We start from the raw sequence: 25,392 nt of genomic DNA, 5'->3' as shown, positions 1-25,392 counted from the left end.
GCGCGCCGTCCGGAGCCTGTCGAGGAGGAGATCCAATGCGCATCAGGAACAGCGTGGTCGTCATCACCGGGGCGGCGAGCGGCATCGGCCGGGCCACCGCCCTGCGGTTCGCGCGCCGCAGGACGTGCCTCGTCCTGGCCGGCCGTCGCGTCGAGGCCCTCGAATCCCTCGTCGCGGAGTGCACGGCCCTCGGGTCCCGCGCCATCGCCGTACCCACGGACACCTCGGACCACGACGCCGTCCAGGAGCTCGCGAGCCGGGCCGTCGAGGAGTTCGGGCGGATCGACGTGTGGGTGAACAACGCCGCCGTAGCCGCCTTCTCGCCGTTCCTCGAGGTCCCGCTCCGCGACTTCCAGCGCGTGATCGACGTCGACCTCATGGGGTACGTGTACGGGGCGCGCGCGGCGCTGGCGCAGATGCACGACCAGGGCTCCGGCGTCCTCGTCAACGTGTCCTCCATCCTGGCGGTGGTCCCGCAGCCCTACAATTCCGCCTACTCCATGGCGAAGGCCGCGGTGCGGGCCCTGGGCGTGAGCCTGCGCTCGGAACTGATGCTGGAGAAGAAGAAGCACATCCATGTGTCCACCGTGCTCCCACCGACCATCGACACGCCGTTCTTCCACCATGCGGCCAACTACACCGGCCGTCGCGTGGTGGCGATGCCTCCCGTCTACCCCGCGGACCAGGTGGCCAGGATGATCCTCGCGGTCGTCGAGAAGCCGGTCCGCGAGATCGCCGTCGGCCGGATCGGTCGCGCCATGGTGCGGCAGCACCGCCTCATGCCGGCCCAGGTGGAGAAGAGCATGGCCGTGCAGGCCGAGCTCAGCCAGCTGTCGAAGAAGGAGTCCGCGGAGGACTCGACGGGCAACCTCTACGGCCCCTCGCTCGATCCCGCGAACGCTGCGGTGGCCGGCGGCTGGAGCGGCCGGCGACGCACCGCGCAGCGGATGGTCCTCGGCACGGCGCTCGTGGGTGTCGGCGCCGTCGTCTTCAGCGACAAGCTGAAGGCGGCCGCTCCCGCGGTGACGGCGGCCGCCCGACGGGCCGTGGGCGATTCCTGAGCCTCGCCGACGTCCGCGACGGCTCCTGGGCCGGCGCGACCGACCTCCGGCCGGGCGGACCGTCCGCTAGCCGGGTACCGGAACCGACGTGCGCACGACGCGGGCGGCCTCGATCAGGTTCCGCAGCGACTGCTCGACCTCCCGGTACCCGCGCGTCTTCAGCCCGCAGTCCGGGTTGACCCAGAGCTGTTCGGCCGGGATGTGCCGGAGGGCGCGCTCCAGCAGCAGGCGGATCTCCCCGTCGTCGGGCACGCGCGGCGAATGGATGTCGTACACCCCGGGCCCGACGCCGCGCCCGAAGCCATGGGCCTCGAGGTCGTGCACCACCTCCATGCGGGAGCGGGCGGCCTCGAGGGAGGTGACATCGGCGTCGAGGCCGTCGATCGCGGACATCACGGCCCCGAACTCGGAGTAGCAGAGGTGCGTGTGGATCTGGGTCGCCGGAGCCGCCGACGACGTCGCCAGCCGGAAGGCCCGCACCGCCCAGTCGAGGTAGGCCGGCTGATCGGACCGCCGCAGCGGCAGCAGTTCCCGCAGCGCGGGTTCGTCCACCTGGATGATGCGCGTCCCGGACCGCTCGAGGTCGTCCACCTCGTCCCGCAGTGCGAGCGCCACCTGCACGGCGGTGTCGGCCGGCGGCTGGTCGTCGCGGACGAAGGACCAGGCGAGGATGGTGACCGGCCCTGTGAGCATGCCCTTGACCGGTCTCTCCGTGAGCGACTGGGCGAAGGACGTCCAGGGCACGGTGATGGGTGCCGTCCGGGCGACGTCCCCCCAGAGCAGGGACGGGCGCGTGCACCGGGAGCCGTAGGACTGCACCCAGCCGTGCTGCGTGACGTCGAACCCGTCGAGGTGCTCCGCAAAGTACTGCACCATGTCGTTGCGCTCCGGCTCCCCGTGCACCAGGACGTCGAAGCCGAGCTCTTCCTGGAGCCCGATCGCCCGACGGATCTCGTCCTGCAGGGCCGCCTCGTACTCCCCGGCGGAGAGCACCCCCTTCGCTGCCCGGGCCCGTGCGGACCGCACGTCCGCCGTCTGCGGGAACGAGCCGATCGTCGTCGTCGGTAGGAGCGGCAGGCCCAGCGCCGCCTGCTGGGCGACGCGCCGCTCCGCGTAGGGGCTGCGCTGCGCGTCCGACGGCGTGAGCGCGGCAGCGCGGGCGCGGACCGCGGGGACGTGGACGCCCGGGGCGGCGCTCCGCCCGGCCAGGAGCCGCGACGCCGCCGCGATCTCGCGGTCCACCGCCCCGGGATGCGCGGCGTGCTCCGCGAGGACGGTGACCTCCCGGACCTTCTGGTCGGCGAAGGACAGCCAGGAGCGGAGCCGTGCGTCGAGTGCCTGTTCCGCGCCCGTGTCGTGCGGGACGTGCTGGAGCGAGGTGGACGTCGCCACGGACAGCGCCATGCGGTCCGTCCTCAGCGCATCGAGGGTCGAGGCCGCCGCCCGGAGGTCGGCCTTCCACACGTTGCGCCCGTCGATCACCCCCGCCACGAGCGTCCTGCCCCGCAGCAGGGCCAGGTCCTCGGCGGCGGGCGGGGCGCCCCGGACCAGGTCGAGATGCACGGCGTCGACGCCGCTTCCGGCGAGCGCGGCGAGCCGTGTCCCCGGTGATCCGTACGCGGTGGTCACGAAGAGCGCGGGACGCTCGGACTCCCCGGCGAGCCTGCCGTAGGCGCGCCCGACGGCCGCGTGGATGCGCTCCTCGGGCAGGGGCCAGTCGGCGACGAGCGCGGGCTCGTCGAACTGGACCCACCGCACGCCCCTCCCGGCGAGGTGCCGCAGCAGCTCCGCGTACAGGGGCAGCACGTCGTCGAGACGGTCGAGCGGGCCGAAGGAGTCCCGCGACCCGCGGGCCGCCTTGCTCAGCAGGAGGAACGTCACGGGCCCGATCAGCGTGGGGCGCACGCTGTAACCCGCGTCCGCGGCCTCCCCGACGTCGCGCAGGATCGTGCCGGCGGACAGCCGGAACGGTGACTGCTCGCCGATCTCGGGGACGAGGTAGTGGTAGTTGGTGTCGAACCACTTGGTCAGCTCGAGGGGCGGCCGCTCGGCGTCGCCCCGTGCGAGGGTGAAGTACGCGGGGAGGTCGAGGGCGCCGTCGTGGCCCGGCAGGTCCGCGAAGCGTTCGGGCACCGCACCGAGGACGACGGCCGTGTCCAGCACCTGGTCGTAGAGGGAGAAGGACGCCGGGATGGCGCTTCCGTGCGGATCGAGCCCGAGATCGGTCAGTCGGGCGTAGGTGGCCTCCCGGAGCCGTCGGGCCTCACGCTCGAGGGTCGGGCCGTCGGCCTGTCCCGACCAGAAGGCCTCGAGTGCCTTCTTCAGTTCGCGGCGCGGCCCGATGCGCGGGTAGCCGATGATCGTGCTGTGCGGGAAGGGGACGGACACGGGGTCTCCTGACGGCTGTCGTGGATGGGGCGTGCTGCCTGCTCGGGGTTCGCTCGGGTGGTGCCTGCCCTACAGGGATGCCGCGAGGCCTGCCTGCGGGGGTCGCTCGAGGTCGAGGGCGTCGAGGACGTCCAGTGCTGCGGCGTGCTCGTTGAAGGTGTAAAGGTGGATGCCCGGGGCGCCGTCCGCGAGTGCGGCCCGCGCGAGGTCCACGGTAGCGGCGACGCCGATGCGGCGGCGCTCCTCGGGGCTGCGCGCGCCCTCCAGCCGGTCCCACAGACCCTGGTCGACGTCGATCCCTGCGAGCCCGCTGAGCCTCTTCAGCCGCCGCGTGCTCGTCAGGGGCATGACGCCCGGGATGATCGGCAGGGTGACGCCGGCGCGGCGTGCGCGGCGGACGAGGCCCGCGTAGTCGGAGGGCCGGAAGAACACCTGGGTGATCGCGAAGTCCGCTCCGGCGGCCTCCTTCGCCAGGAGCACCTCGATGTCCTGCTCCAGGGAGGGCGAGTCCGGGTGACGGGTGGCGTAGGCGGCCACCCCCACGGAGACCCGTCCGGCGGCCAGCTGCGCGGTGTGCTGGGCCTCGACCTCGCGGATCAGGCGCACGAGTTCGTCGGCGTGCTCGACGTCGCCCGCGTGGCTCCCGTCCGCGTCGTGGGCGTGGCCGTCCGGCGCATCACCGCGCAGCGCGAGGATGCCGCGCACTCCCCCGCCGATCAGCCGTTCGACGATGCCCGTCAGCTCCTCGCGGCTGCTGCCGATGCAGGTGAGATGCGCCAGTGGCTTCAGCGTGGTCTCGGTGAGCAGGCGCCGCAGCAGGGCGATCGCGGTCTCCTGGTTGCTGCCGGCGGCGCCGTAGGTGACCGAGACGAAGTCGGGCCGGGTGTCCTCGAGCCGGCGGACGGTCGTCCACAGGGACTCCTCCGCCTCGGCGTTCCGCGGTGGATACAGTTCGTAGGAGAGTGCAGGGTAGGACGGTGACGACATGGGGTCCTCTTCGTACGTGCCGTCCGTCGCCCGGAGGGCATGGGAGCGGTCGAAAGGCGGATGACCGCGAGGTGCCGCGGCGGTGCTGCGTACGAATGTCAGGCCCGCATGGGGGCACCCACACTCCCCTGCGGGAGTCGCTGACCGGCTGTACCTGGAACCACACGCTACGACAGGCCGCTGCGTGCATCAAGGATCGGCGGAAGAATGACGCGCGGCCGCCGGCCCGTCAGGTCTACTCGGGCTCCTCCGGTACGTCGGGCACGTCGGCGATCTCCGGATCCTTCTGGATGATGCCGAGGTCCGCGAGCCGGTCGGACATCCCCGCACCGTCGGGCGCGTAGATCCAGGGGATGCCGGGCGTCGGCTGGACCCCGGTCTTGGAACGTCCGCCCGCGAGGACCGCTTCACCCGTGGAGAGCTGGCGGATCGCGATGGCACGGACGTTCTGCGGGTGGCGCTGCGCGAACTCGGAGTAAATGGCCTCGTCGTGCTGGCCGTCGTCGCCCACCAGGAGCCACTTCACGTCGGGGAACTCCTCGGCCAGGCGCTCCAGGGACGTCCGCTTGTGTTCCTGGCCGCTGCGGAACCAGCGGTCGCGGGTGGGGCCCCAGTCGGTGAGCAGCTTCGGCCCCGCCGGGTACAGGTTGCGGGAGAGGAAGCGCGACAGCGTGGGCGCGACGTTCCACGCGCCCGTCGACAGGTACAGGACGGGCGCCGAGGGAAGCGACCGGACGATCCGCTCGTAGAGCACGGCCATGCCGGGCGTCGGGGTCCGGGCGTGCTCGTCCAGGACGAACGTGTTCCACGCGGCCAGGAACGGCCGGGGCAGGGCGGTGACCATGACGGTGTCGTCGATGTCCGAGACGACGCCGAACTCCGTGCCGTCCGCGACGATCCGCACCGGGGCCTCGACGGCCTTCGACTCGCCGGACTGCACCGTGATGGTGTGCCAGCCGGCGTCGAGGGTCACCGGGATGCGGGAGTCCACCACGCCGCCGCGGTCCGCCTCGACATCGTGCACCGTGTCACCGATGGTGACGTGCACGACGGCGTGCGGGACCGGGGCGCTCGTGAAGTTGCGCCAGCCGCGCATGCCCTCGGCCAGTGGCTTCAGCGGACCGGCCTCCGACCCGCGCCCCGTGTCGCGCGGGTCGCTGAGGACCACGCGGGCGAGTACCCGCACCCACGACGTCGTGCCGTACCCGGTGTACGGGATGACCGTCTCCACCCTGCCGCGCCGCACCGCGAGGCGGGTCTGGAGCCGGAGCCAGGCGTCGTCGAGGCGCATGGCGAGGTGGCGTTCCCCGACACCGCCCCTCGGCGAGGAGCTACTGCTCGGGGTCGTGGAGGGAGGCTGCGGCTTCGCGGAACGGGGACACATGCGTCCCAGTCTGGCACGGCGCGCCCCGCCGGACGAGGTGCACCGGCACGCCGTCGGCCGGAGCGGGCGCGTGTGCACAGGTAACGGGCGGCTAACAACTTCCGGATCACTCGTGCGCCGTCTTGTAGGCGGGAACCGGTGGCTGCGACTCTGGAACCTCCAGTCAGCGCATCACCATCCGGGGGAACCATGGCATATGAGGGAGAACCGATCGGCGTCCGCTCCAAGGAAGGGGTCGCCCTGAGGGCGTGGGACAGCGCCGCTCTCGAGGACCCCGACACCGCGGCCGCCGACCTGGCGCACGCCGTGCTCTTCGGCCGGGCCCAAGCCGCCCTCGAGGCAGTAGCGGCGGGTGGCGTGGGTCTCACCGTCGATCACGCCCGGGCGCTGCACTTCGCCAACGAGATGGCCGAGCTACGGCACTACGGCCCGCTCATCGCCGTGGTGGACGGCCTCCCCGCGCTCGCTCCCGGCGTCCGGCAGCTCATCGACGGCCTGCCGGGCCGTGGCCTGTGGGACGGCCAGCCCGCCTGGCAGCTCTGACCCACCCCCGCCCACCCATCCGCCCCGTTTCCAGCGCCGAATACCGACCGGCCGCCGCCTTCCTGCGCGGCCTGCCGCCGACGGCGGCCCGACTGATGTCCCGATCCACGCTCCGGCGTGCCGGCGGGACCGCCCGGGAGGCGCTGGACAGGGATGGAATCGATCGTGGCGGACAGCCGTACCGTGCAGGCAGCCGCCGATGGGGCGGACCGGTTCTCGCTCACCGTGCTGCCCTTCGCGCTCCGGCTGCAGTGGGCTCCGCGCCTCGAGATCCACCGGGCGGACATCTCGCGCGTCGGTGCCGCGGTGGCGGCCTCCGGCCGTTCGACACTCCCTTTGCTGGTGGAGGTGGCCGGCCTGAAGGAGATCACCTGGGACGCGCGGACGGCGATCATCGGGTACGCACATCCGGCGAGGATCGCGATCGTCGGTTCGGACGCCGTCGACCTCGTGCTGACCGCCTTCACCGTGAAATCCTCCTCCGACATCCGGTTCTTCACGGACCGCGACGAGGCCGTGCGCTGGTTGCTGCAGTAACTCCCCGGAGGCCGGCGCGGCGTCCTCTCCCGGCCCCGTCCGGTCTGGTCGGGTCTGCGATGATGGCGCCATGCATCTGCACGACTTCATCGCGCCCGCCACACCGGCAGCCGCGGCCGCACTGGAGCTCGCGGCCTCCCACCACACACCCGCCGTCCTCAACCACGTGGTGCGGTCGTGGCTCTGGGCGGAGGCGTTCGCGCGGGTCGAGGACCGGCGGGACATCGATCACGAACTGCTGTACACCTCCGCGATCCTGCATGACATCGGGCTGGTCCCCGCCTACGACAACGTGGCGCTGTCCTACGAGGAGGCGGGCGGGCACGTCGCCGTCGCCCTGACCGCCGGTGCCGGCTGGGCACCCGAACGACGACGTCGTGCACTCGAGGTGATCGTCCGTCACAACTGGCCCTCGGTGGACCCGGCGCTGGACGTCGAGGGATACCTGCTGGAGATCGCCACGGGACTGGACATCAGCGGCGCCCGGGCGGACGTCCTGCCGGACGGCCTGGTGCGCGAGGTGCTGGCCGCCTACCCCCGCCTAACCCTCGGCGAGGAGTTCACGGCGAGCGTGACGGACCAGGCAGGGCGCAAGCCCGCGACCGCGGCCCAGCGGATCGTCCAGGGAGGGGTCGCCGCGAAACTGGCACACCACCCGCTGGAGACGATCGCGGGCTCCTGACCTGCGCGCGGTCAGGGACCCGGGTGGGGCGACGCCGCCAGGACCGTGTCCATCTCGTCGAAGGCCAGCTGCCAGCCCGCTGCGGTCCCCTCGTACTGCTCAGGCGAGAGATGGCCTCCGGTCTGGGTGAACCGCAGCTCGGTGCCGCCGTCCACCGCGGTGAGCGCCACGCTGAGCAGTTCACGGTCCTCGCCGGGTTCGTCCGTCATGGTGAGCACGAGCCGGCGTGGGCGGTCGACCTCGAGGAACTCCCCCCGCCAATGGAACGCGGGCATGTCCTCGCCCAGGATCATGGTGGCCTTCCAGGTGCCCCCGGGACGGACGTCCATGGCGATGGAGTCGAGGGGCACTTCGATCTCCCGGCCGCCCCACCATCGGGAGAGGGTCGCGGGAGTCACCCAGGCGTCGAAGACTGCCTCGGGCGGTGCTGTGATAACGCGGTTGACGGCGGAGCCTGCTGCTTCGGTCATGAGCTCTTCCTTATCTGTCCGGTACCACCATGGCGCCCCCAGGGCTGGGCCCTGCGGGCATGTACCGGACAGACGCGATCTCGGCCCGCCGGGATCATCGGTCCGGTCGGGAGCCGTGACGACGGTCCGTCGGCCACGGCTCCCTCAGCGGGGATTCAGTAGGCGATCCGCCCGAACCGGTTGTGGAACTCCCCGGTCGGCCCGTCCGCGCCGACCAGAGCGAGGGCGACCGTCGCGTCCGTGCCCTCCGTCACCGTCTGGTGCCCGCCGTGGCCGTTGAAGTCGGTCGCCGTGTAGCCGGGGTCGCTGACATTGACGCGGAACGACGGCAGGTTCTTCGCGTACTGGACGGTGAGCGCGATCACGGCCGCCTTCGACGCCGCGTAGGGGATGACCGGGACGGCGAATTCGTCCGAGCCCTCGGTGGACAGGCTGCGGGGCCAGCCCACGCCCGAGGCGACGTTCACGATCACCGGCTGGTGCGACGCCTGCAGCAGGGGCAGTGCCGCCTGCGTGACCCGGACGATGCCCACCACGTTGGTCTCGAGCACGCCCTGCATGGCCTCCGGGGTGAGGTCGTCGACGCCGTAGGAGGTGCCGAGGATCCCCGCGTTGTTGATCAGGACGTCGAGGGCCGGGAGGGTGCCGAGCGCCGCGTCGACGCTCGCCTGGTCCAGGACGTCCAGCTCGACGACGTGCGCCCCGAGTCCGCGGGCGGCGTCCCCGTTCGCCGCGTCGCGCATCCCTGCGTAGACGGTGTGGCCGGCATCGATCAGGCGGCGGGCTGTTTCGAGGCCGAGGCTCTTGTTGGCCCCGGTGATTAGTGTTGTTGTCATGAGTTCATCCTGTGCCCGGCTCGTCGGGACTCCAAGGCACCGTTGGACGGTAGGACCGGGAGTACCACCCGGGGAGGGCGGACCCTCGTGAGCGCCGAGAACGAATTCGCCAGTGTGCTCAGGTCCTGGCGTGAGCGGTTGACGCCCCGGGAGGTCGGGCTTCCTGCAGGTGCCGGTCGCAGGAGCGTGGGGCTCCGGCGCGAGGAACTCGCGTCCCTCGCGAACATCAGTGTCGACTACGTGGTGCGGCTGGAACAGGGGCGGGCCACCCATCCCTCGCCGCAGCTCCTCGGCGCGCTCGCCGTCGCCCTGCGGCTGTCCGACAGCGAGCGGGACCACCTCTACCGGGCCGCCGGCGCCGCGCCGCCGTCGGGCCAGGTGCCCCGGCACATCTCGCCCGGCGTGCAGCGGATCGTCGACCGCCTGGGGGACGTCCCGCTGGCCGTCTTCAGCGTCGCGCACGACATCCTGCTGTGGAACCCGCTCTGGGCGGCCCTCAACGGCGACCCCTCCGCGCTGACCGGGCTCGAACGGAACCTCGTCTGGCGTCATTTCACCTCCGGCCACGAGGGTACGGAGTTCGACGACCGGCACGCCGACGACTTCGCGAGCGACCTCGCCGCCGATTTGCGCACCGCGGTGGGACGCTACCCGAACGACGCCGAACTGGGGCGGCTCGTCGCGGGGCTCCGGGCGGCGTCGGCGGAGTTCGAACGGCGCTGGGCGGAAGCGCGGGTCGCCGAGCACCGCTCGAGCCGGAAGACCGTCACGGGTACTCCCGCCGGCCCGATCAGTGTCGACTGCGACGTCCTCACCGTGCCGGGAAGCGATCTGCGCGTCGTCGTCTACACCGTGGTCCCCGGTTCCGAGGACGAGGCCAGACTCGACCTGCTGCGGGTCACCGGCCTCCAGAACCTGGCGACAACTCCGAGTGCCTCGACCTGACGGCACATCGACGGCAACGGCCCGAGGGGTTCGATGACGGGGACATGACCGGGACCGGGAGGGCTTCCCTCCCCGGGGCGCAGAACGACGGTGCTGCTGGAGGATAAGCTGTCCGAGGTGGGCGCTGGGCCCGCGGACTGGGGGAAATCATGAGCAATGCGCTGAAGCGGACGTTCTGCGCTGCCGTCGTCGTCTCGGCCGGCCTGACCTTCGGTGTTCCGGCGGCAGCTGCAGTCGAGAACGTACCGGGGCCGCCCCCCACGTCGCCTGCTCCGGTGTCCCCGAGTCCGGGTCCGCAGGTGCCGGCCCCTCCCCTTGCCTCGGTGCCTCGGGCTCCCGTCACCCCGGGGCCTGTCCCTCCGCCGCCCTCGGACGAGCCCGTGACACCGCCCGCCCCGACAGCGGTACCCACCCCTCCGCCGACCACCCCTCCGACCACCCCGTTGCCCACCACCCCTCCGCCCACGACGGAAACCCCCGCTCCCCCACCGCCGCCCGTCGCGCCCGTCGCGCCCGTCGAGCAGTTCCAGCAGGTCGGGCCCTCGATCCTCGCGCCGGTTGCTCCCGGTGTCGTTCCCGACGTCGCCCCCGACGTCCCGCTCGAGATCCCTGTCGAGGAGCCCACGGAGGCGGCGCCGGCGACCACGAGCCCTGCCGTGCCATCGCCCCGTGCCACCCCATCACCTACTCCGACGGCCGGTCCTTCGGCATCACCGTCGACCACCGCGAGCGCAGAGGCCGTCGCCATCGAGCGCAGCGACTCCCGGCCGGGCCCGAACGCCCCGCTGCTCGCACTCCTGTCGGTCGTGATCGTCGGATGCCTCGCCGGGCTCGTGCGGGTCGTCGGCATCCCCGGGCAGAAGGGCTCCCACGGGTCGCTCGACGACCTGCAGCTGACGGCGGGACGGGTCTCCGGACACAGGATCGACACGCTCCACCGGGGCAGGCGCGAACGCGCCTGAGGCCGTCGTCCGCCGCGTCCTCGTCCTCGCCCGGAACCGTCCTGGAGCCACGGCACCCTCGACGACGACGTGGCCGAGGGTCCGTTGGCCGAGGAGCCACCGTGAAAGACCCCCGTACATTCCGCTTTCTCCCCCTGCTGCTCGCACTGACTTTCACCGCCGGCGTCGCCCCTGCCGGAGCGGAGCCCACCGACGAATCACCTGGCGGCCTGTCGCAGGACACGGATGGGAACTTCGTGCCGGTTCCGTCGGACTACTACGACCCGATCGCCATCGAGGCCTGTGGCACGACGGTCGCGCTGACGTCCGGGATGTCGAGTGGAAAGTGAGGGTGCGGGACGACGGCAGCACCGTCATAAGGTACCGCGGCGGCTCCACGGTCGACCTCGAGTTCCGGGAGGATCCGGCCGTCCTGGAGCCCACCTCCGTCGAGATCACCAGGAACACGGCCCGAAACATGACCGACGTCTGCGATCTGCTCGACGAGGCGCCGACGAAAGGGGAGTCCTGATCCGGTTGCCGAGGACGACGGCGGGCGCACGGGGAGGTGAGGCCGGCGGTGCTGCTCGAGCACCGCGGCAGGAGGGCAGGGTACACCCGCTCACCCGGTCCGCGGTCGCCGATGCGGCGTCACGGGCTCCCTGTTTGCGCATGTAACCTGTTGCGACTCCCCCACAACAGAAGGATGAGACACCGCCATGGCAACCGACTACGACGCACCGCGCGTCCGCGAAGAGGACCAGCCCGCCAACGAGTCGCTCGATGCGATCCAGGCCCAGCGCAGCGCCACCTCGCAGACGGCAGTGATCGACACCGAGGACGTCGATACCGCCGAAGGCTTCGACCTGCCGGGCGCGATCCTCGACGAGGAACTGCAGGTACTGGTCGTCCCCGTGCAGGAGGACGAGTTCACGTGTATGTCCTGCTTCCTCGTCCACCACCGCACCCAGCTCGCCCGCGAGAAGAACGGCGACAAGTACTGCACCGAGTGCGAGGGCTGACACCGGGCGTGACCGGATCGGCGCCGGGGAGTGGTACCGGGCTCCGGTGTCACTCCCCCGCGTCCGGTTCCTCGATGACCTCGCCGACGTACTGGATCGTCAGGACCGGTGACTCCATCTCGTCGGTGCCGGCGACGAGCGCTACGTACAGGTGCTGCCCCTCCAATCCGGTGGCCACGTAGTCGAAGCTCTTCCAGGTGGGGTGTTCGGCGGCGCCGTACCATGCGGTCTGCAGCAGCAGGTCCTCCCATTCGGAGTCGGCCGGCAGGTCGGCGAGGCCGAGGGCGGAGACGACGGTGTGCTCGACGGCGACCGGGCAGAGGAAGTACCGACGTGAAGCGAAAGGGCTGATGTCGATCAGCGTGCCCTCCTGGAGGGCCCGCCGTCGTGCGGGTCCCACGTACTTCTCCGGGATCTCGTGGGCGAGTTGGTGCTCGAGCAGGTCGACCTGCTCGGTGCTGGGCATCCCTTCCGGATAGAGGTAGGGGTTCACCCGGGACGCCGGGTCGTAGGGCACGAACCAGGCGGGAGCGACGTCGTCGTCGGGAACCGCGCGATACGCCTCCTCGATCACGGTCGGGTCCTCGAGCAGCCCCGCCATCGTCCGGTCCAGGTTCACTGCGCCGAGGTTGGCCCCGTACTCCGTATCGGCGTTCCGGATGCCCTTCCTGGCGAAGCAGTAGGCGGCGAGCGCATGCGCGAAGGTGCGCGGCTCCTCCCAGCCGAGTTCGAAGTCCGAGGCCACCTCGGCCGCCACCACGGCGAAGCGCTGGAGGAAACCGGACGTGTAGTGGTGCCGGTACGCCGGCGGCAGCAGGTCCACCACCTGTGCTCCGGCGGAGGTGATGTACCCCTGCGTATCACCACCCGCGGCCTCCAGGGTGCGCAGGGCGAAGACGTCGTCGAAGATCCCTGCGAGCACGATGGGGATGGACTGCCGCAGTGCGCCACGCAGGAGCTGGGCGAGCACGAGGTCCCTCAGCCGGTCCTCGGGCGAGTCGTAGTTGGAAGCCGGCAGCTGGCCGTCCTCATCGAGCTGCATGCGTCCGATACAGGCGCCCTGCAGTTCCGGACCACCGAAGTAGCCGAAGATCGTCAGATGAACGCCCTCGAGCTTGCGGCCCTCGTTGATCAGCTCGATCTGTCCGGGGGTCAGGTCGTGCGGGTCGATATCAGCTGGCACTGCGCTCCTCGATCGGGTGGCGCCAGACTAACAGCCGCGGTCTTGGCGTGCGGGAGCCGGTGCCCCTGTCGCCTCCTCCTGGTCCGGACGACCGACGCATGGGAGTCCGACCGGCGATCGTGCCCGCCCGAGGCTCGGCACGCCGGTCTGCGGCAGGAGCACCTGACGGGCAGGGCGTGCGTCCCGGCGCCGGTTCCGGCCCTAGAATCAGGGAGGTTGGGGAACCTACGACGGGAACGAGGCGATATGAGCGAGAGCAGCAGGTTGGATCCGGACAAGGAGTTCCCGGACGATCTGACGAGTGTGGACCGGGACGACCTGGACATCCTGAACAGCAGGAACCACCGCTCACGGGACCTCCAGTACATCCGTGACGGAGAAGTGGATCCCGAGACGGAGGGCCGGCACCACGACCTCCGCGAGGAACTCGATCGTCGCCAGGAGGCGCGTGACCAGTCGTCCGGGGACGCCGCCGCACCTGAGGGGACACGGGCCGAGGCCGAGCGCGCCTGAGCTGATGCGGCGTGCACGGGCGGTGCCGGTGCACTGCCCGGTCGTCCCGGTCGGGCCGCCGCCGGAACCGTGACCCAACCGATACGTGTCGTCAGTGCCCTTCCTACTTCCCGAACCCGACACTTGGAGCATGGCGCTCATGGGGTTCGAATCGGCACGACCGACGCAGTGGTTGAAGAACAATCGGGGGGCTCTGCCGTCCATCGTCGCGTTGGCCGGCGTCGCCCTGTTCTGGGTCGTCGGGGCGGTCGGCGGGATCGGCTTCCTGCACGACGCGAGTTCGCCCATGGCCATGCTGACGGGGCTCTATGTGATGCTGGCCGCCGTCGCGGTGTCGATCATCATCGCCACCCTCGCCCTGACCGATCTGACCCGCAGGTATTCACGGCCGCGCTCCGGGCGCTGAACGCCGCGTGCGGGCGTAGCATGCTGCTATGTCAGCACCGGAGGATCGGTACAGTGACGCCTTGGCCGCAGCGCACCGGCACACGCGGCAGTGGCTGGAGAGCCAGGACGACCGGCGTGTCGGCCCCAGCCTGACTGCCGCGGAGCTCGCGGCGGAGTTCGGCGGTCCGCTGCCGCAGGACGGGACCCCAGCCGCCGACGTGGTGGACCAGCTCGCCACGAAGGCGGATCCCGGACTGATGGCGATGCCCTCCGGACGGTTCTTCGGCTGGGTCATCGGCGGGGCCCTGCCCGCGGCGCTGGCCGCCGACTGGCTGGTCAGCGCGTGGGACCAGAACTCGGCACTCCGCTTCGCGAGCCCTGCCACGGCGGCCATCGAGGAGGCCGCCGGTGCGTGGCTGCTCGACCTCCTGGGCCTCCCCCGGAGTGCCGACGTCGGTTTCACCACCGGCGCGACGATGGCCAACTTCACGGGCCTGGCCGCCGCGCGGTGGCGCCTGATGACCGACGCCGGCTGGGACCTGGATGCCGACGGCCTTGCCGGCGGCCCCCGCATCCGCTGCTTCGTGGGCAAGGAGCGGCACGACACGATCGATCTGGGCCTCCGGCATCTGGGACTGGGCCGGCCCACGGTGGTGCCCGTCGACCGGCAGGGCCGCATCGACCCGGCAGAACTGGACTGCGCCCTGGATCTCGCCCTGACCGGTTCCGGGCACAGTGGATCCGGCCCATCGGGCCGCACCCCGCTGCTGGTCTGCCTGCAGGCCGGCAACCTGCACTCCGGCGCCTTCGATCCTTTCAGGGAGGCGATCGCCGTGGCCAAGTCCCACGGTGCCTGGGTCCACGTGGACGGTGCCTTCGGCTTGTGGGCCGCCGCCGTACCGGAACTGGCCGACCTGACGGCGGGGGTGGCGGGCGCGGACTCCTGGGGTACCGACGCGCACAAGACGCTGAACGTGCCGTACGACTGCGGGGTCACGGTGGTCCGCGACACCGTCGCGCTGCGCGCTGCCATGGGCTTCCACACCGACTACCTCATGCACGAGGTGACCGGCCCTGCCGATCCCTTCGAGACCGTCCCGGAGTTGTCGCGGCGCGCCCGCGGGGTGCCGGTGTGGGCGGCGCTCAAGTCGCTGGGTCGGGACGGCGTCGCCGACCAGGTCCGGCGCCTGGTGCTCCACGCGCGTCGGCTCGCGGAGGAGTTGGCCGATCTGGAGGGCGTGGAGGTGCTCAACGACGTCTCCTACACCCAGGTGTCGCTGGCGTTCGGCGACGATGCCACCACGCGGGCAGTGACCGCACGGATCATCGCCGACGGTCGGGTGTGGATGTCCGGTTCACGATGGCAGGACCGGGACATCCTCCGGATCTCGGTGAGCAACTGGAGCACGGACGACGACGACGCGGCACTCGCCGTCCGCGCGGTGAGGGATGCGCTCACGGCGGTCCGGGGCTAGGCATCTCCCTCGGTGGCATCTCCGGCGCCGTGGGTCGCTCCGGGATGCGTCGCTACGGGACGTCCCTGAAGTCGGCGTCGAGTGCCTCGGCAAGCCCCGCGAGATCGCGGGTGCCGTCGGGTGACGCGCCGGCAGCGACCTCGGTGAAGTCGACGACGAACCAGTTACCGCCCTCCACGAACTGCATGGATCCGTCGGCCTCCGCCGCGGCGGACAAGGTGGTGACGACGTGATCGAGCTCCTCCGGACGGTCGAAGTGGAACACCTCGACGGTCTCCGTGCACTTGACCGACTCCGTCGTGACCAGGCCGGCCGCGTCGTGGACGGACGTCGGTCCGTCCACCTCGTCGAGGCAGCCGATCTGCTCGTCGACCGCGTCGACCGCCTGCTGCAATGACGCGAACTCCGGCAGTTCGGCCGGCGCTCCCGCTGCCGCGGTGCAGGCGGAGCATGCGCCGATCAGGACGGCACCGGTACTCAGCGCGACGCCGAGCGGAGGCCGTGCCTTCATCGATGTCCCCCATCTCGAAGAGTGTCAGGCCATCGTCACACCTTCGGGGCTCGAAGTGTAGGGCCCTGGAGAATCCCCGGTCGGTGATGTACCGCCCGGGTGTGCGGCGGACCGGACCCGTTTCCCCGGTACTACCGGTCGGGGCTGCCGTCGGCGCGGAGCGGCCGACCATAGGGGTAGTCCACCCACACTCCGATTGCCGCCCGTGCGCCCCGCTCGGTGGTCCAGAAGTCCGCGGGGTAGCGTCCGCCCTTGAGCTCCGCGTTGAGGTTGACGTCATGCCGGACCGTCCCGTCTGCGTACCGGACGTCATAGGCGTTGTGCGACCAGGGGACGGATCGCCGCAGGATGAGGGTCCGGCGCTGCTTGGTGACCTCCGTTGCTCTGACGGCGACCACGGGCAGCCTGGGAGCAGCCTTCCTGCCCTCTTCGGTCATGAACCGGATCCACTCAGGGCCGTCGACGGGCATCCCGTAGGAATAGGCGATCCAGGGCCCGGTTCCGACGTCGGGGGTGTGCTTCATCATGCCGGTCTTGGTGACGTCGAAGTCCGCAGGGGCGCGCCGGTACATGACCTTCACCAGGTCGATGTCATGGTCCACGGTGCCGTCCGACCAGAGGACGTCGTAACGGAAGGCACGCTCCCGGCGGCGCAGCCACCGCGAGGTCCGGTAGTAGGCCGTGGCCCTGAAGGCGCGCGGGACGGTGTCCGTCGCAGCTGTGGCATCGCCGGTCACTGGGCACCCGCCGAGGGCCGCACCAGGGGTGGGCTGAGGTATTCGTCCTTCACGGTGAACACGGAGGCCGGCGCGCCCTTCGAGCGGGTGAGCTTCTTCCCTGTGTCGTTCAGGGCTCCGCTCATCTTGCGGGTGAAGTTGCCGGCGTCGAGCTTCGCGGTGTTCCAGACCGCCTCGTAGACGTGGCGCAGCTGGTAGAGAGCGAACTCCTCGGGGACGAGCTTCGCGGCGGTGAGCGTGTACTCGATCTTCCCGGCGAGGCGCTCGAGGGCGGCGGTGAGGATGTCCCGGTGATCGAACGCCAGCTCCTCGTCGGCGAGCACCTCATGGGCGGGTTGCCAGTGCGCGGCACTGGCATCGCTTCCGGGGTTCAGCTCCGGCAGGGTCCGGCCGTCAGTGGCGAGCAGCGCCAGGTGGGCGACGGAGACGACGCGCATGCGCGGGTCCCGCTTCGGGGAGCTGAACGTGGCGAGCTGCTCGACGTGCGCGCGGTGCGAACCGAGGTCCAGTCCCGTCTCCTCCTCGAGCTCGCGCCAGGCAGCCTGGAGGGCGTCCTCGTCGGGCTCGACGAATCCTCCGGGCAGGGCCAGGGCGCCCTTGAACGGGTGGCCGCCGCGGCGGACGAACGCCCCGTGGAGGATGCTGTCGGTCACCGCGAAGACGACCAGGTCCACGGTCAGCGCGACGGAGGGGTACTCCTTGGGCTCGTAGTCCCTGAGGAACTGCTCTTCTTCGGTGCTCATCGGTCTCCTGCCAGTACCGTGCGCCTGGCCCAGGGTGGGGAGGTGAAGCGGTTGCGCTGGGCGATGATCAGGTCGATGATCTCAGTCGCGGTGTCCAGGCGCCCCTTGTGGTCGCCGGTGACGAGGATCCAGGAGTGGCCGGCGGCAGTGAGCTCCTCCTTGAACCATTCGGTCATCTCGGCCCTGCGGTGCTCGCCCTCGCGCCAGCCGTCGTCCTCGAAGTCGACGCCCTCGTGGTCGGTGATGAGGTAGAGGTCGCGGTGCGGCAGCTGGTCCAGCGCCCGGTAGGAGCCGTGGCTGCCGTCGCCGATGTAGTACCGCTCCCACAGGGTCGTCGCGAGGCTGTCGGTGTCGGCGATGACCAGCGGGCACCGCGCGGCCGCCTCGTTCTCCATCTCGTTCTGTCGTTCCCCGATGACCGCGAAGTCCTCGAAGGTCCAGACGAGGTCGGAGAGCACGGTGTCGGGGTCGTCGGCCTGCGCGGCGGCGAGCTTGTCGTAGGTGTACTGGCGGCCGAACTCGGGGACGTCGACGAGCTCGGGGTACTGGGCCCGGTAGTGCTCGGTGAGGGCCCGGGTGAGCGTACTGGTGCCGGTGGATTCGGCGCCGACGAGGATGATGCGCACGGCCATGTCCTGTCGGGCCGGCTTGATGATGTTCCGCCAGGCCGCCGTGAGATCGTCGCGGCACAGGGTCCCGCTGACGGGGTAGGCGGTGCGGGCGTTGTCGACCATGACGTGCTCGGCGCTGAAGTCAGCGGCCAGCTCCTTGCCGTACTCCTCGGAGCTGAAGACGGCGTCGACGGTGGTGATGCCCTTGACCTTGAGAGCGATGCGCATCAGCTCGTCGTGCGCCTTCCAGATCGCCTTGGACGCGTAGTCCTCGGGGCAGTCGTCCGGCATCCCGATGATGGTCACGTCGGTCCCGTCGAATTCCGCGGCGAGCCACTTCACCCGGTCCTCGACCGAGATGTTCTCGAAGCGGTTGCCGAGGACGACGACGGCGAGCTTCGTGCTCGCCGCGGCGGCGGTGGCGATGAGGTGCCGGTGGCCGACGTGGGGAGGGTAGAACTTCCCGATGACGAGTCCCTGGTGGACGGTCATGCCGGCACCTTCCCGGTCTCGGTGGCGGGGGTGGTCCGGGCGGTGCGGGTGCGCTTCCAGTCGATGAGGCCGTAGACGCAGAGGGCCGTGAAGCCGATGTAGAGGATGGCGGTGAGGTTCAGGCCGCGGGAGAAGTAGAGCGGGATGGACACCAGGTCGATGCCGATCCAGACGTACCAGTGCTGGAAGACCTTCCTGGCCTGCCCGTAGGTGGCCAGCAGGGAGGCGGCGAGGACGAAGGCGTCCGGCCACGGGACCTGGGAATCGGTGCCATGCGTGAGGATCATCGCGATCCCGACGGTGGCAAGGACCACGGCTCCCAGGCCGGCGAGGATCTCGTGGCGGGTCGCGTCGCGGATGGGCAGGTCGCCGGTCACCTCGGTGTCCCTGGCCCCGCGGATCCAGTTGTACCAGCCGTAGACCGCGACGGCGGCGAACACGGCCTGCAGAACAGTCTCCCCGTAGAGTCCGGCGCCTAGGAAGAGGATCATGAACGCGATGTTGTTGACGATGCCGACCGGCCAGTTCCAGGCCCGCTGCCGCGCGACGCCGTAGACACAGGCGGCGCCGGTGACGAAACCGATCACTTCGATCCAGCTGACGGGTGCTCCGAGCAGCTGTGCCGCCGGCGAGTTCATCCACTCCAGTACTGCGTTCATGTATCGTCCCCCATTTATTGTCATTCAGACAATAAATACTCTAGGCCGAGCGCAGGCAGAACGGAAGCCTTGGCGACGGGGAAGGAGTGAGACGTAGGACACACGGGCCGGAGGGACGGCCGACAGGTGGGCCTGTTCAAGGCAACAAAAAACCGCCGTCCCAGGGTTTTCACCCTGTGGTCCAGCGGTTCGTCGTGGAGCTAAGGGGATTCGAACCCCTGACCCCCTGCATGCCATGCAGGTGCGCTACCAGCTGCGCCATAGCCCCGTACTGTGCCGCTTCCGGAGGTTCTCACCCCGCCGAAGCAACTTGATCAGTGTAGTAAATTCTGGCGGCTTCGCCAAATCGACGGTCCTCCGCGGCTCAGCCTTCCATGGGCTCCACCGGCAGCGAGCCGAGACCCACATTGTGCTCGGTCAGCTGCCACGAGAAGAGGGCGTCGGCCCTGCCCACCACCTCGTGGACCTCGGACCAGTGACAGTTGGACAGCCCGGCGAGGGAACCCCACCGCTGGGGCGGCAACCCCATGAGCGCCGCCAGGGCGGCCCTGATCGACCCACCGTGGCTGACCACCACGAGTGTCTCCGCGGGTTCGATGCGGGCGACCGCATCGGTCACCGCGGCGAGCATGCGATCCCCGACGTCCATCCGGTTCTCCGCGCCGCCTGCACGCACGTCGGGGTCGCCCCCGCGCCAGGCCGCGTTGTCCTCGGCGAACCTCTCGTCGATCTCGGCGAAGGACAGGCCCTGCCACTGCCCGGCGTCCGTCTCGCGGAGACGCTCGTCGAAGGACACGGCCACGCCGCTGAGCTCCGCGAGCGCGGCAGCGGTGTCAGCCGCGCGCCGCAGGTCGGACGAGACGATCAGGGCGGGCTGCCGGGTGACCAGCACCTCGGCCGCCCGCGCCGCCTGCTCCCGGCCCGTCTCGTCCAGGTCGATGTCCTCCTGGCCCTGGAACAGGCCGGAGCGATTCCACTCCGTGCGGCCGTGCCGCCAGAAGATGATGCGGCGGGCGGCGGGGTCGGCGTGGGGGTACCGCGTCACTCGGCGTCGTCGGACGCCGCGACCTGGGGCGAGCTCTGCAGCGCACCCTCGAGCTGGAGGTCGACGGACGGGCAGTCCTTCCAGAGCCGGTCGAGGGCGTAGAAGACGCGGTCCTCCTCGTGCTGTACGTGGACGACCACCTGGGCGTAGTCGAGCAGGACCCAGCGGCCCTCGCTGCGCCCTTCACGCCGGACCGGCTTGAGGCCCTGCTTCGAGAGTTCCTCCTCGATGCCGTCGACGATCGCGTTGACCTGGCGCTCGCTCGGCGCCGATGCGATCAGGAAGACGTCGGTGATGGCGAGCCGGTCGCTGACGTCGATGGCGGTGATGTCCTGTGCGATCTTGTCCGCTGCGGCGTGGGCCGCCGTGCGGGCGATGCTGATGGACTCTTCGGTAGCGCTCACTGATCTCCTTGTGTGGTGCCAGCGGTTTCACCCATTGAGGGAGCTGACTGTCAATACTATTCCGGTTGAGAGTGCCGCCGCGCCCACGCCGAGCAACGAATACTGCAGGTAGCGCACCCGGCGCAGGCGCCCCAGGCCTGCGGTCATCGCATCGAGCGGGTCGAGCCCGAAGGCGCTGCGGGCCCGGATCGGCTCGGTCTCGTGTGCGCCGGGGTGCTGGGGCGCCGCGGCGTCGATGCGGTCCCCGCCGATGGCGGGTGCAGCGGGCGCATCGGCCGGTACTGCTGCGGGCCGAGGCAGGACCACCGGCACGAGGGAGGTGGAGGGCGCCTGCAGGACGGCCCGGGAGCCTCCCGGCGCGATGACGAACTCCTGCGGGGCGATGATCGAGAGGTTGTGCGCCGTGGTCGGGTCGCTCGGCTCAGCCGACGGCTGGCGGTTCTGCTCCGAGAGCTCCTGCATCCGGCGGGCACGCGAGTTGAGGACCGCCGCGCGCTCGGCGAGGGCCTTCTGCTGCGCCAGTACCTCGAGGTCCACCGTGAACGGATCATCGGTGCCCGACGCCTGGAGGGTGAGGACGTGCTCCCCCGCCTCCGCGGCGATCGCATTCCGTGCGGAGAGGGCCTCCTCGACGGTCATGCCTTCCGGGCGTCGTCCCTCGCCTGCGTCGGTGGACGGGCGGTCGGCAGGAGTGCCGTGGACCGGTGGGGTGTCGACGGCGGTCGCCGGAGCATCCGCCGTCGAGCCGGCGTGCCGACGGCGGTCGCGGCGTCCTCCGGGGACCGGCGTCCGTGCGGTACCGACGGCGGGGGGCACCGCCCTGCCGTCGACCTGCTGCAACCGCAGCTGCCGGCGGGTGGGTGTCTCCACGCGGGTCCCTGCCTCCTCCGGCGCCCCGTGACCGTCGGCGAGGGCCCGGTACGTCCTCAGCGCCTCCCGGTTCCGGGCGCGCGCCTGCGACTCCCGTTCCTGCCGTTGCTCGGGGACCGCGTCGAGCGGAGCTTCGGCGGCCCTCCTGCTCCGCCGTGCTCCGCCGTCGGTGCCATCCGTGCCATCCGTGCTGTCCGTGCTGCTCGTGGTCGTGTCCGCTCCGCCCACGACGGATCCGGACCTGTCGCTGCCTGTCATCCCGAGTCCCCCCGACTCGGCACGGTCCGCTTCCTGAGACCCGGTCCTCCGTGCGTCGTCCTCTGCCTTGCCCATCGCGTGTTCACCCAGTTGGTTGTTGTACGGAGCGGGGATTGCCCGCGTGCTTCCCTTCTGCGGGAAGGACTTCCTCGTCGTCGGCGCCCGTGGTGAGTCCGTCCTCGGGCGGTGCCTCGCTCCGGTAGAGCCGGTGCTTGGCGATGTACTGGACGACGCCGTCCGGCACCAGGTACCAGACCGGCTTGCCCTCACCCACACGGCGGCGGCAGTCGGTGCTCGAGATGGCCATGGCGGGCACCTCCAGCAGGCTGACGTCGCGCCCACGCCCGTTCAGCTCGTGGCCGGGCCGGGTGACCCCGATGAAGTGCGCGAGCGACCACAGTTCCTCCGCGTCCTTCCAGGTGAGGATCTGGGCCATCGCGTCGGCACCGGTGATGAAGAACAGCTGCGCGTCGGGCCGCTGTGCCTTCAGGTCGCGCAGGGTGTCGATCGTGAAGGTGGGCCCGGGGCGCTCGATGTCCACGCGGCTCACCGTGAAGCTGGGATTGGACGCCGTCGCAATGACGGTCATGAGGTAACGGTGCTCCCCCGCGGTCACGTCCTTGTCGGCCTTCTGCCAGGGCTGGCCCGTGGGGACGAACACCACCTCGTCGAGGTCGAACACCGAGGCCACCTCGCTCGCAGCGACGAGGTGGCCGTGGTGGATCGGATCGAAGGTGCCACCCATGACGCCGAGGCGCCATGGTGAGCCGTCGCGATGCCGCCGGCCGCCCATGACGTCCCGCGCGATGCTGTCAGTCGCCACCTGGACCGCTAGTGCCGGTTCGCTTCACCGTGGTCGTGGTTGTTGGCGTGCTGCTTGTGCGGGTCGATGTGCTCCTCGACGGCCTCGTGGCGGTTCCGCACGTTCGAGAACGAGACGGCGATGATCATCAGGGTGAGCAGGATGCCCATGACGATCAGCCCGTAGGCCAGAGCGGGCATCGGCAGCTCCGTATGGTGTTCCATGGCTTCGGTCGCCAGCAGTGTGCTGCCGAGGGAATAGAGCATCGTGGTTCCTCTGGGTCTGGGTCTGCCGGTCCGTCCGGTCCGGCGCGGTCGTTTCTCCCATGGTACGCGTACCGTGGGCCGGACCCCCTGCGCCCGGCCCGTCACGACCTGCCGTCAACGGCGGATCTGCCCCTCGCCCTGCACGATCCACTTGGTCGTCGTCAGTTCGGCCAGGCCCATGGGTCCGCGGGCATGCATCTTCTGGGTGGAGATCCCCACCTCGGCGCCGAGGCCGAGCTCGCCGCCGTCGACGAACCGGGTGGAGGCGTTGACCAGCACTGCGGCCGAGTCCACCCCGGCGACGAACTCCTCCGAGGACGCCAGGTTGTTCGTGATGATCGCCTCGCTGTGCCCCGTGCTCCACCGCCGGATGTGCTGCAGCGCCTCGTCGACGCTGTCCACGGTGCGCACCGCCAGATCGAGCTGCATGTATTCACGGCCCCAGTCCTCCTCCGTGGCCGGCTGGGCGTCGGTGCCTGCGGGGAGCAGTACGCGTGAGCGGTCGTCGACGTGCAGGGCCACCCCGGCGCGCACGAGCGCCGCGAGGACGCCTGCAGCGGCGCGGGAACGGCTGTGGACGAGAAGCGTCTCCACGGTGTTGCAGACGCTGGGGCGCTGCGTCTTGGCGTTGAGGAGGATGTCGATCGCCATCTCCTCGTCCGCGCTCTCGTCGAGGAGGATGTGCACGTTCCCCTCCCCCGTCTCGATCACCGGGACCCGCGCCGAGGTCACGACCGACTGGATGAGGTCCCGGCCGCCGCGCGGGATGAGGACGTCCACGCGTCCGCGGGCCTCCATGAGCACGCGGGCTCCTTCGCGGCCGAACTCGTCGATGGTGAGGACGGCGTCGTCCGGCAGCCCCTGGTCCTCGAGGGTGTCGCGGATGATGCCGACCAGCGCGGCGTTCGTGGTGGCCGCCGCGCTGCCGCCGCGCAGGATGACGGCGTTGCCGCTCTTGAGGGCGAGGCCCGCGATGTCGACGGTGACATTGGGGCGCGCCTCGTAGATGGCCGCGACGACGCCGAGGGGCACGCGGACCTGCCGCAGCCTCAGCCCGTTGGGCAGGGTCTCGGCACGGACCGCCGTCCCGACGGGGTCCGGGAGCGCTGCGAGCTCCCTCAGGGCGTCGGCGAGGCCGTCGATGCGCGCGGCATCGAGGGTGAGCCGGTCCAGCAGGTAGGCGGAGGTGCCGGAGGCACGGCCGCGCTCGACGTCGGACCGGTTGGCCGCGAGGACGGTGTCGCGCCGGGCGACGAGGGCGTCGGCGACGGCGAGGAGTACACGGTCCTTGCGGGCGCGGTTGGCGCGCCCGAGCGTCCGGGACGCGACACGGGACCGGTCGGCGATGGAGTGGACTGCCGCGGTGAGCTGGTCCGGGGACAGCACGTCGGCGTCGTCGGTCCGGGGGGTCGTCTCGGCCTGCAGATCGGTCATCCCAGCAGTCTAGCGAGGAGCCGCCCGCCCGGGGTGTGCGATGCCGTTCATGACGCCGCGGCGGTCCGCAGCACCACCAGATCGTTGACGTGCACGATCGAACGCTCGTACTCGGCGCCGAGGTCGTCGGCGAGGTCGTGGGTGGACCGCCCGAGCATCCGCGGCAGCTCGGCCGAGCTGTAGTTCACGAGGCCTCGCGCCACCACGGTCCCGTCGCCGCTCACGAGCTGCACGGGATCGCCGGCCTCGAAGACACCCGACACGTCGACCACCCCGGCGGGCAGCAGGGACCGGCGCCGCTCCCCCACGGCGCGCACCGCGCCGTCGTCGAGCACGAGGGTGCCGAGGACACGGGCGAGGTGCGCCAGCCAGAGCAGGCGGATGGGCTGGCGTTTGCCGGTCGGCGTGAACCAGGTGCCCACGTCCTTGCCGCGCAGTGCTGCGGCGGCGTTGGCGGTGGAGGTGACGAGGGCGGGGATGCCGGAGGAGGCGGCGATGGTCGCGGCCTCGACCTTGGTGACCATGCCGCCCGTCCCCACGCCGGCCTTGCCGGCACGGCCGATCGTGACGCCGTCGAGGTCCGCCGGCGACCCGACGAGCGGGATGCGGCGCGCACCGTCGGCGGGCGGGCCGTCGTAGAGGGAGTCGACGTCGGACAGGAGCACGAGCGCCTCCGCCTTGACGAGGTGCGCCACGAGCGCGGCGAGGCGGTCGTTGTCGCCGAAGCGGATCTCGTGGCTCGCGACGGTGTCGTTCTCGTTGACGATGGGCACGACGCCGAAGTTCAGGAGCCGTTCCATCGCGCGGTGCGCGTTGGCGTAGTGGGAGCGGCGGACGAGGTCGTCGGCGGTGAGCAGGATCTGGCTCACGGTGACGCCGTGGGCGGCGAAGGCCTGCGCGTACTGCGCCATCAGGAGGCTCTGTCCCACGCTCGCGGCGGCCTGCTGGGTGGACAGCTGGGACGGCCGGCGGGCGAGGCCGAGGGGCGCGAGCCCCGCGGCGATCGCCCCGGAGGACACCAGGATGATCTCGGTGCCCGCCGTCCGCCGTGCCGCGAGGACGTCGGCGAGGCCCGTGAGGGCCTCACCGGAGATGCCGCCGGACACGGACGTGAGCGACGACGACCCGACCTTCACGACGATCCGCCCGGCAGCGGCGAGCCCCGCCCGGGACACGGAGGGCTGACCGGCCCGCTCCAGCGCCACG

At 71.0% G+C, this 25,392-nt stretch carries 30 protein-coding genes and 1 tRNA gene; 12 read left to right on the top strand and 19 right to left on the bottom strand.

Features of this window, described 5'->3' with window-relative positions; translation table 11 throughout:
• The first annotated feature begins 35 nt into the window (after positions 1 to 35).
• Positions 36 to 1,061 (top strand): SDR family oxidoreductase, encoded by a 1,026-nt coding sequence (locus V6S67_RS07055; protein WP_334209558.1) that lies wholly within the window; start codon positions 36 to 38, stop codon positions 1,059 to 1,061.
• Between the two features lie 66 nt (positions 1,062 to 1,127).
• On the opposite strand, the gene metE is transcribed toward V6S67_RS07055, so the two are convergent.
• The 3 genes from metE to V6S67_RS07040 form a co-directional block, all read right to left on the bottom strand.
• On the bottom strand, positions 1,128 to 3,449 hold the full coding sequence (metE, locus tag V6S67_RS07050) for a 5-methyltetrahydropteroyltriglutamate--homocysteine S-methyltransferase (RefSeq protein ID WP_334209557.1): 2,322 nt from the start codon (positions 3,447 to 3,449) through the stop codon (positions 1,128 to 1,130).
• 69 nt (positions 3,450 to 3,518) lie between these two features.
• Positions 3,519 to 4,436 carry a methylenetetrahydrofolate reductase gene (locus V6S67_RS07045; RefSeq protein ID WP_334209556.1) on the bottom strand — a complete coding sequence of 306 codons (918 nt, stop codon included), beginning with the start codon at positions 4,434 to 4,436 and terminating at the stop codon, positions 3,519 to 3,521.
• Positions 4,437 to 4,671: 235 nt separating this feature from the next.
• Positions 4,672 to 5,820, bottom strand: coding sequence for an App1 family protein (locus V6S67_RS07040; RefSeq protein WP_334209555.1), 1,149 nt, complete (start codon positions 5,818 to 5,820; stop codon positions 4,672 to 4,674).
• Between the two features lie 189 nt (positions 5,821 to 6,009).
• Here V6S67_RS07040 and V6S67_RS07035 point away from each other — a divergent pair, with 189 nt between their 5' ends.
• From V6S67_RS07035 to V6S67_RS07025, 3 genes are all read left to right on the top strand, one after another.
• Positions 6,010 to 6,363, top strand: a complete 354-nt coding sequence (locus tag V6S67_RS07035; RefSeq protein WP_334209554.1) for a hypothetical protein — start codon at positions 6,010 to 6,012, stop codon at positions 6,361 to 6,363.
• 153 nt (positions 6,364 to 6,516) lie between these two features.
• Positions 6,517 to 6,900: a hypothetical protein gene (locus V6S67_RS07030; RefSeq protein WP_334209553.1), complete on the top strand. Its 384-nt coding sequence runs from the start codon at positions 6,517 to 6,519 to the stop codon at positions 6,898 to 6,900.
• 70 nt (positions 6,901 to 6,970) lie between these two features.
• Positions 6,971 to 7,582, top strand: a complete 612-nt coding sequence (locus V6S67_RS07025) for an HD domain-containing protein (protein WP_334209552.1) — start codon at positions 6,971 to 6,973, stop codon at positions 7,580 to 7,582.
• An 11-nt stretch (positions 7,583 to 7,593) separates the two neighbouring features.
• On the opposite strand, the gene V6S67_RS07020 is transcribed toward V6S67_RS07025, so the two are convergent.
• Both V6S67_RS07020 and V6S67_RS07015 read right to left on the bottom strand, forming a co-directional pair.
• The gene (locus V6S67_RS07020) at positions 7,594 to 8,052 is read right to left on the bottom strand and encodes an SRPBCC family protein (protein ID WP_334209551.1); all 459 of its coding nucleotides are present in this window, start codon (positions 8,050 to 8,052) and stop codon (positions 7,594 to 7,596) included.
• Positions 8,053 to 8,207: 155 nt separating this feature from the next.
• On the bottom strand, positions 8,208 to 8,888 hold the full coding sequence (locus V6S67_RS07015) for an SDR family NAD(P)-dependent oxidoreductase (RefSeq protein WP_334209550.1): 681 nt from the start codon (positions 8,886 to 8,888) through the stop codon (positions 8,208 to 8,210).
• A gap of 87 nt (positions 8,889 to 8,975) precedes the next feature.
• Between V6S67_RS07015 and V6S67_RS07010 the strand changes: the two genes are divergently transcribed.
• The 5 genes from V6S67_RS07010 to V6S67_RS06990 all read left to right on the top strand — a co-directional run bounded on the left by V6S67_RS07010 (position 8,976) and on the right by V6S67_RS06990 (position 11,796).
• Positions 8,976 to 9,833, top strand: coding sequence for a helix-turn-helix transcriptional regulator (locus V6S67_RS07010; protein ID WP_334209549.1), 858 nt, complete (start codon positions 8,976 to 8,978; stop codon positions 9,831 to 9,833).
• Positions 9,834 to 10,213: 380 nt separating this feature from the next.
• Positions 10,214 to 10,795 (top strand): hypothetical protein, encoded by a 582-nt coding sequence (locus V6S67_RS07005; RefSeq protein WP_334209548.1) that lies wholly within the window; start codon positions 10,214 to 10,216, stop codon positions 10,793 to 10,795.
• Between the two features lie 101 nt (positions 10,796 to 10,896).
• A complete protein-coding gene (locus V6S67_RS07000) occupies positions 10,897 to 11,124 on the top strand; it encodes a hypothetical protein (RefSeq protein WP_334209547.1) in 228 nt (75 codons plus the stop codon).
• A gap of 2 nt (positions 11,125 to 11,126) precedes the next feature.
• Positions 11,127 to 11,306, top strand: coding sequence for a hypothetical protein (locus tag V6S67_RS06995; protein WP_334209546.1), 180 nt, complete (start codon positions 11,127 to 11,129; stop codon positions 11,304 to 11,306).
• Positions 11,307 to 11,493: 187 nt separating this feature from the next.
• Positions 11,494 to 11,796, top strand: a complete 303-nt coding sequence (locus tag V6S67_RS06990; protein WP_334209545.1) for a DUF4193 domain-containing protein — start codon at positions 11,494 to 11,496, stop codon at positions 11,794 to 11,796.
• A 49-nt stretch (positions 11,797 to 11,845) separates the two neighbouring features.
• Here V6S67_RS06990 and V6S67_RS06985 read toward each other — a convergent pair whose 3' ends face one another.
• A complete protein-coding gene (locus V6S67_RS06985; protein WP_334209544.1) occupies positions 11,846 to 12,979 on the bottom strand; it encodes a hypothetical protein in 1,134 nt (377 codons plus the stop codon).
• A 246-nt stretch (positions 12,980 to 13,225) separates the two neighbouring features.
• Between V6S67_RS06985 and V6S67_RS06980 the strand changes: the two genes are divergently transcribed.
• The 3 genes from V6S67_RS06980 to V6S67_RS06970 all read left to right on the top strand — a co-directional run bounded on the left by V6S67_RS06980 (position 13,226) and on the right by V6S67_RS06970 (position 15,354).
• Positions 13,226 to 13,492, top strand: coding sequence for a hypothetical protein (locus V6S67_RS06980; protein ID WP_334209543.1), 267 nt, complete (start codon positions 13,226 to 13,228; stop codon positions 13,490 to 13,492).
• Between the two features lie 130 nt (positions 13,493 to 13,622).
• Entirely contained in the window at positions 13,623 to 13,898 is a 276-nt protein-coding gene (locus V6S67_RS06975) for a hypothetical protein (protein ID WP_334209542.1), read from the top strand.
• A 28-nt stretch (positions 13,899 to 13,926) separates the two neighbouring features.
• On the top strand, positions 13,927 to 15,354 hold the full coding sequence (locus tag V6S67_RS06970) for a pyridoxal phosphate-dependent decarboxylase family protein (protein ID WP_334209541.1): 1,428 nt from the start codon (positions 13,927 to 13,929) through the stop codon (positions 15,352 to 15,354).
• A gap of 52 nt (positions 15,355 to 15,406) precedes the next feature.
• Here V6S67_RS06970 and V6S67_RS06965 read toward each other — a convergent pair whose 3' ends face one another.
• The 13 genes from V6S67_RS06965 to proB form a co-directional block, all read right to left on the bottom strand.
• A complete protein-coding gene (locus V6S67_RS06965) occupies positions 15,407 to 15,865 on the bottom strand; it encodes a hypothetical protein (protein WP_334209540.1) in 459 nt (152 codons plus the stop codon).
• A gap of 131 nt (positions 15,866 to 15,996) precedes the next feature.
• Positions 15,997 to 16,602, bottom strand: a complete 606-nt coding sequence (locus V6S67_RS06960) for a hypothetical protein (RefSeq protein WP_334209539.1) — start codon at positions 16,600 to 16,602, stop codon at positions 15,997 to 15,999.
• Positions 16,599 to 17,345 carry an NUDIX hydrolase gene (locus V6S67_RS06955; protein WP_334209538.1) on the bottom strand — a complete coding sequence of 249 codons (747 nt, stop codon included), beginning with the start codon at positions 17,343 to 17,345 and terminating at the stop codon, positions 16,599 to 16,601. The genes V6S67_RS06960 and V6S67_RS06955 overlap by 4 nt, the downstream gene beginning before the upstream one ends.
• On the bottom strand, positions 17,342 to 18,448 hold the full coding sequence (locus tag V6S67_RS06950) for an AAA family ATPase (protein ID WP_334209537.1): 1,107 nt from the start codon (positions 18,446 to 18,448) through the stop codon (positions 17,342 to 17,344). The genes V6S67_RS06955 and V6S67_RS06950 overlap by 4 nt, the downstream gene beginning before the upstream one ends.
• Complete coding sequence (pnuC, locus tag V6S67_RS06945; protein WP_334209536.1) at positions 18,445 to 19,107, bottom strand: nicotinamide riboside transporter PnuC; 663 nt, start codon at positions 19,105 to 19,107, stop codon at positions 18,445 to 18,447. Before pnuC ends, V6S67_RS06950 begins: the two co-directional genes overlap by 4 nt.
• Positions 19,108 to 19,302: 195 nt before the next feature.
• Positions 19,303 to 19,375 (bottom strand) — tRNA-Ala (locus V6S67_RS06940).
• Positions 19,376 to 19,471: 96 nt separating this feature from the next.
• On the bottom strand, positions 19,472 to 20,152 hold the full coding sequence (locus V6S67_RS06935) for a histidine phosphatase family protein (RefSeq protein ID WP_334209535.1): 681 nt from the start codon (positions 20,150 to 20,152) through the stop codon (positions 19,472 to 19,474).
• On the bottom strand, positions 20,149 to 20,556 hold the full coding sequence (rsfS, locus tag V6S67_RS06930) for a ribosome silencing factor (protein WP_104049834.1): 408 nt from the start codon (positions 20,554 to 20,556) through the stop codon (positions 20,149 to 20,151). Before rsfS ends, V6S67_RS06935 begins: the two co-directional genes overlap by 4 nt.
• Positions 20,557 to 20,583: 27 nt before the next feature.
• Positions 20,584 to 21,684, bottom strand: a complete 1,101-nt coding sequence (locus tag V6S67_RS06925; RefSeq protein WP_334209534.1) for a hypothetical protein — start codon at positions 21,682 to 21,684, stop codon at positions 20,584 to 20,586.
• 82 nt (positions 21,685 to 21,766) lie between these two features.
• Positions 21,767 to 22,429: a nicotinate-nucleotide adenylyltransferase gene (nadD, locus tag V6S67_RS06920; RefSeq protein ID WP_442884861.1), complete on the bottom strand. Its 663-nt coding sequence runs from the start codon at positions 22,427 to 22,429 to the stop codon at positions 21,767 to 21,769.
• 86 nt (positions 22,430 to 22,515) lie between these two features.
• Positions 22,516 to 22,752 (bottom strand): hypothetical protein, encoded by a 237-nt coding sequence (locus V6S67_RS06915; protein WP_334209533.1) that lies wholly within the window; start codon positions 22,750 to 22,752, stop codon positions 22,516 to 22,518.
• Positions 22,753 to 22,866: 114 nt separating this feature from the next.
• Positions 22,867 to 24,186, bottom strand: coding sequence for a glutamate-5-semialdehyde dehydrogenase (locus tag V6S67_RS06910; protein ID WP_334209532.1), 1,320 nt, complete (start codon positions 24,184 to 24,186; stop codon positions 22,867 to 22,869).
• Positions 24,187 to 24,233: 47 nt separating this feature from the next.
• On the bottom strand, positions 24,234 to 25,391 hold the full coding sequence (proB, locus tag V6S67_RS06905) for a glutamate 5-kinase (protein WP_334209531.1): 1,158 nt from the start codon (positions 25,389 to 25,391) through the stop codon (positions 24,234 to 24,236).
• Between the last annotated feature and the right edge of the window lies 1 nt (position 25,392).

Origin of the sequence: Arthrobacter sp. Soc17.1.1.1, assembly GCF_036867195.1 — a bacterium.
Lineage (GTDB): Bacteria > Actinomycetota > Actinomycetes > Actinomycetales > Micrococcaceae > Arthrobacter_D.
The sequence above is the reverse complement of the archived record's forward strand: the minus strand, read 5'-3'. Positions and strand labels throughout refer to the sequence as shown.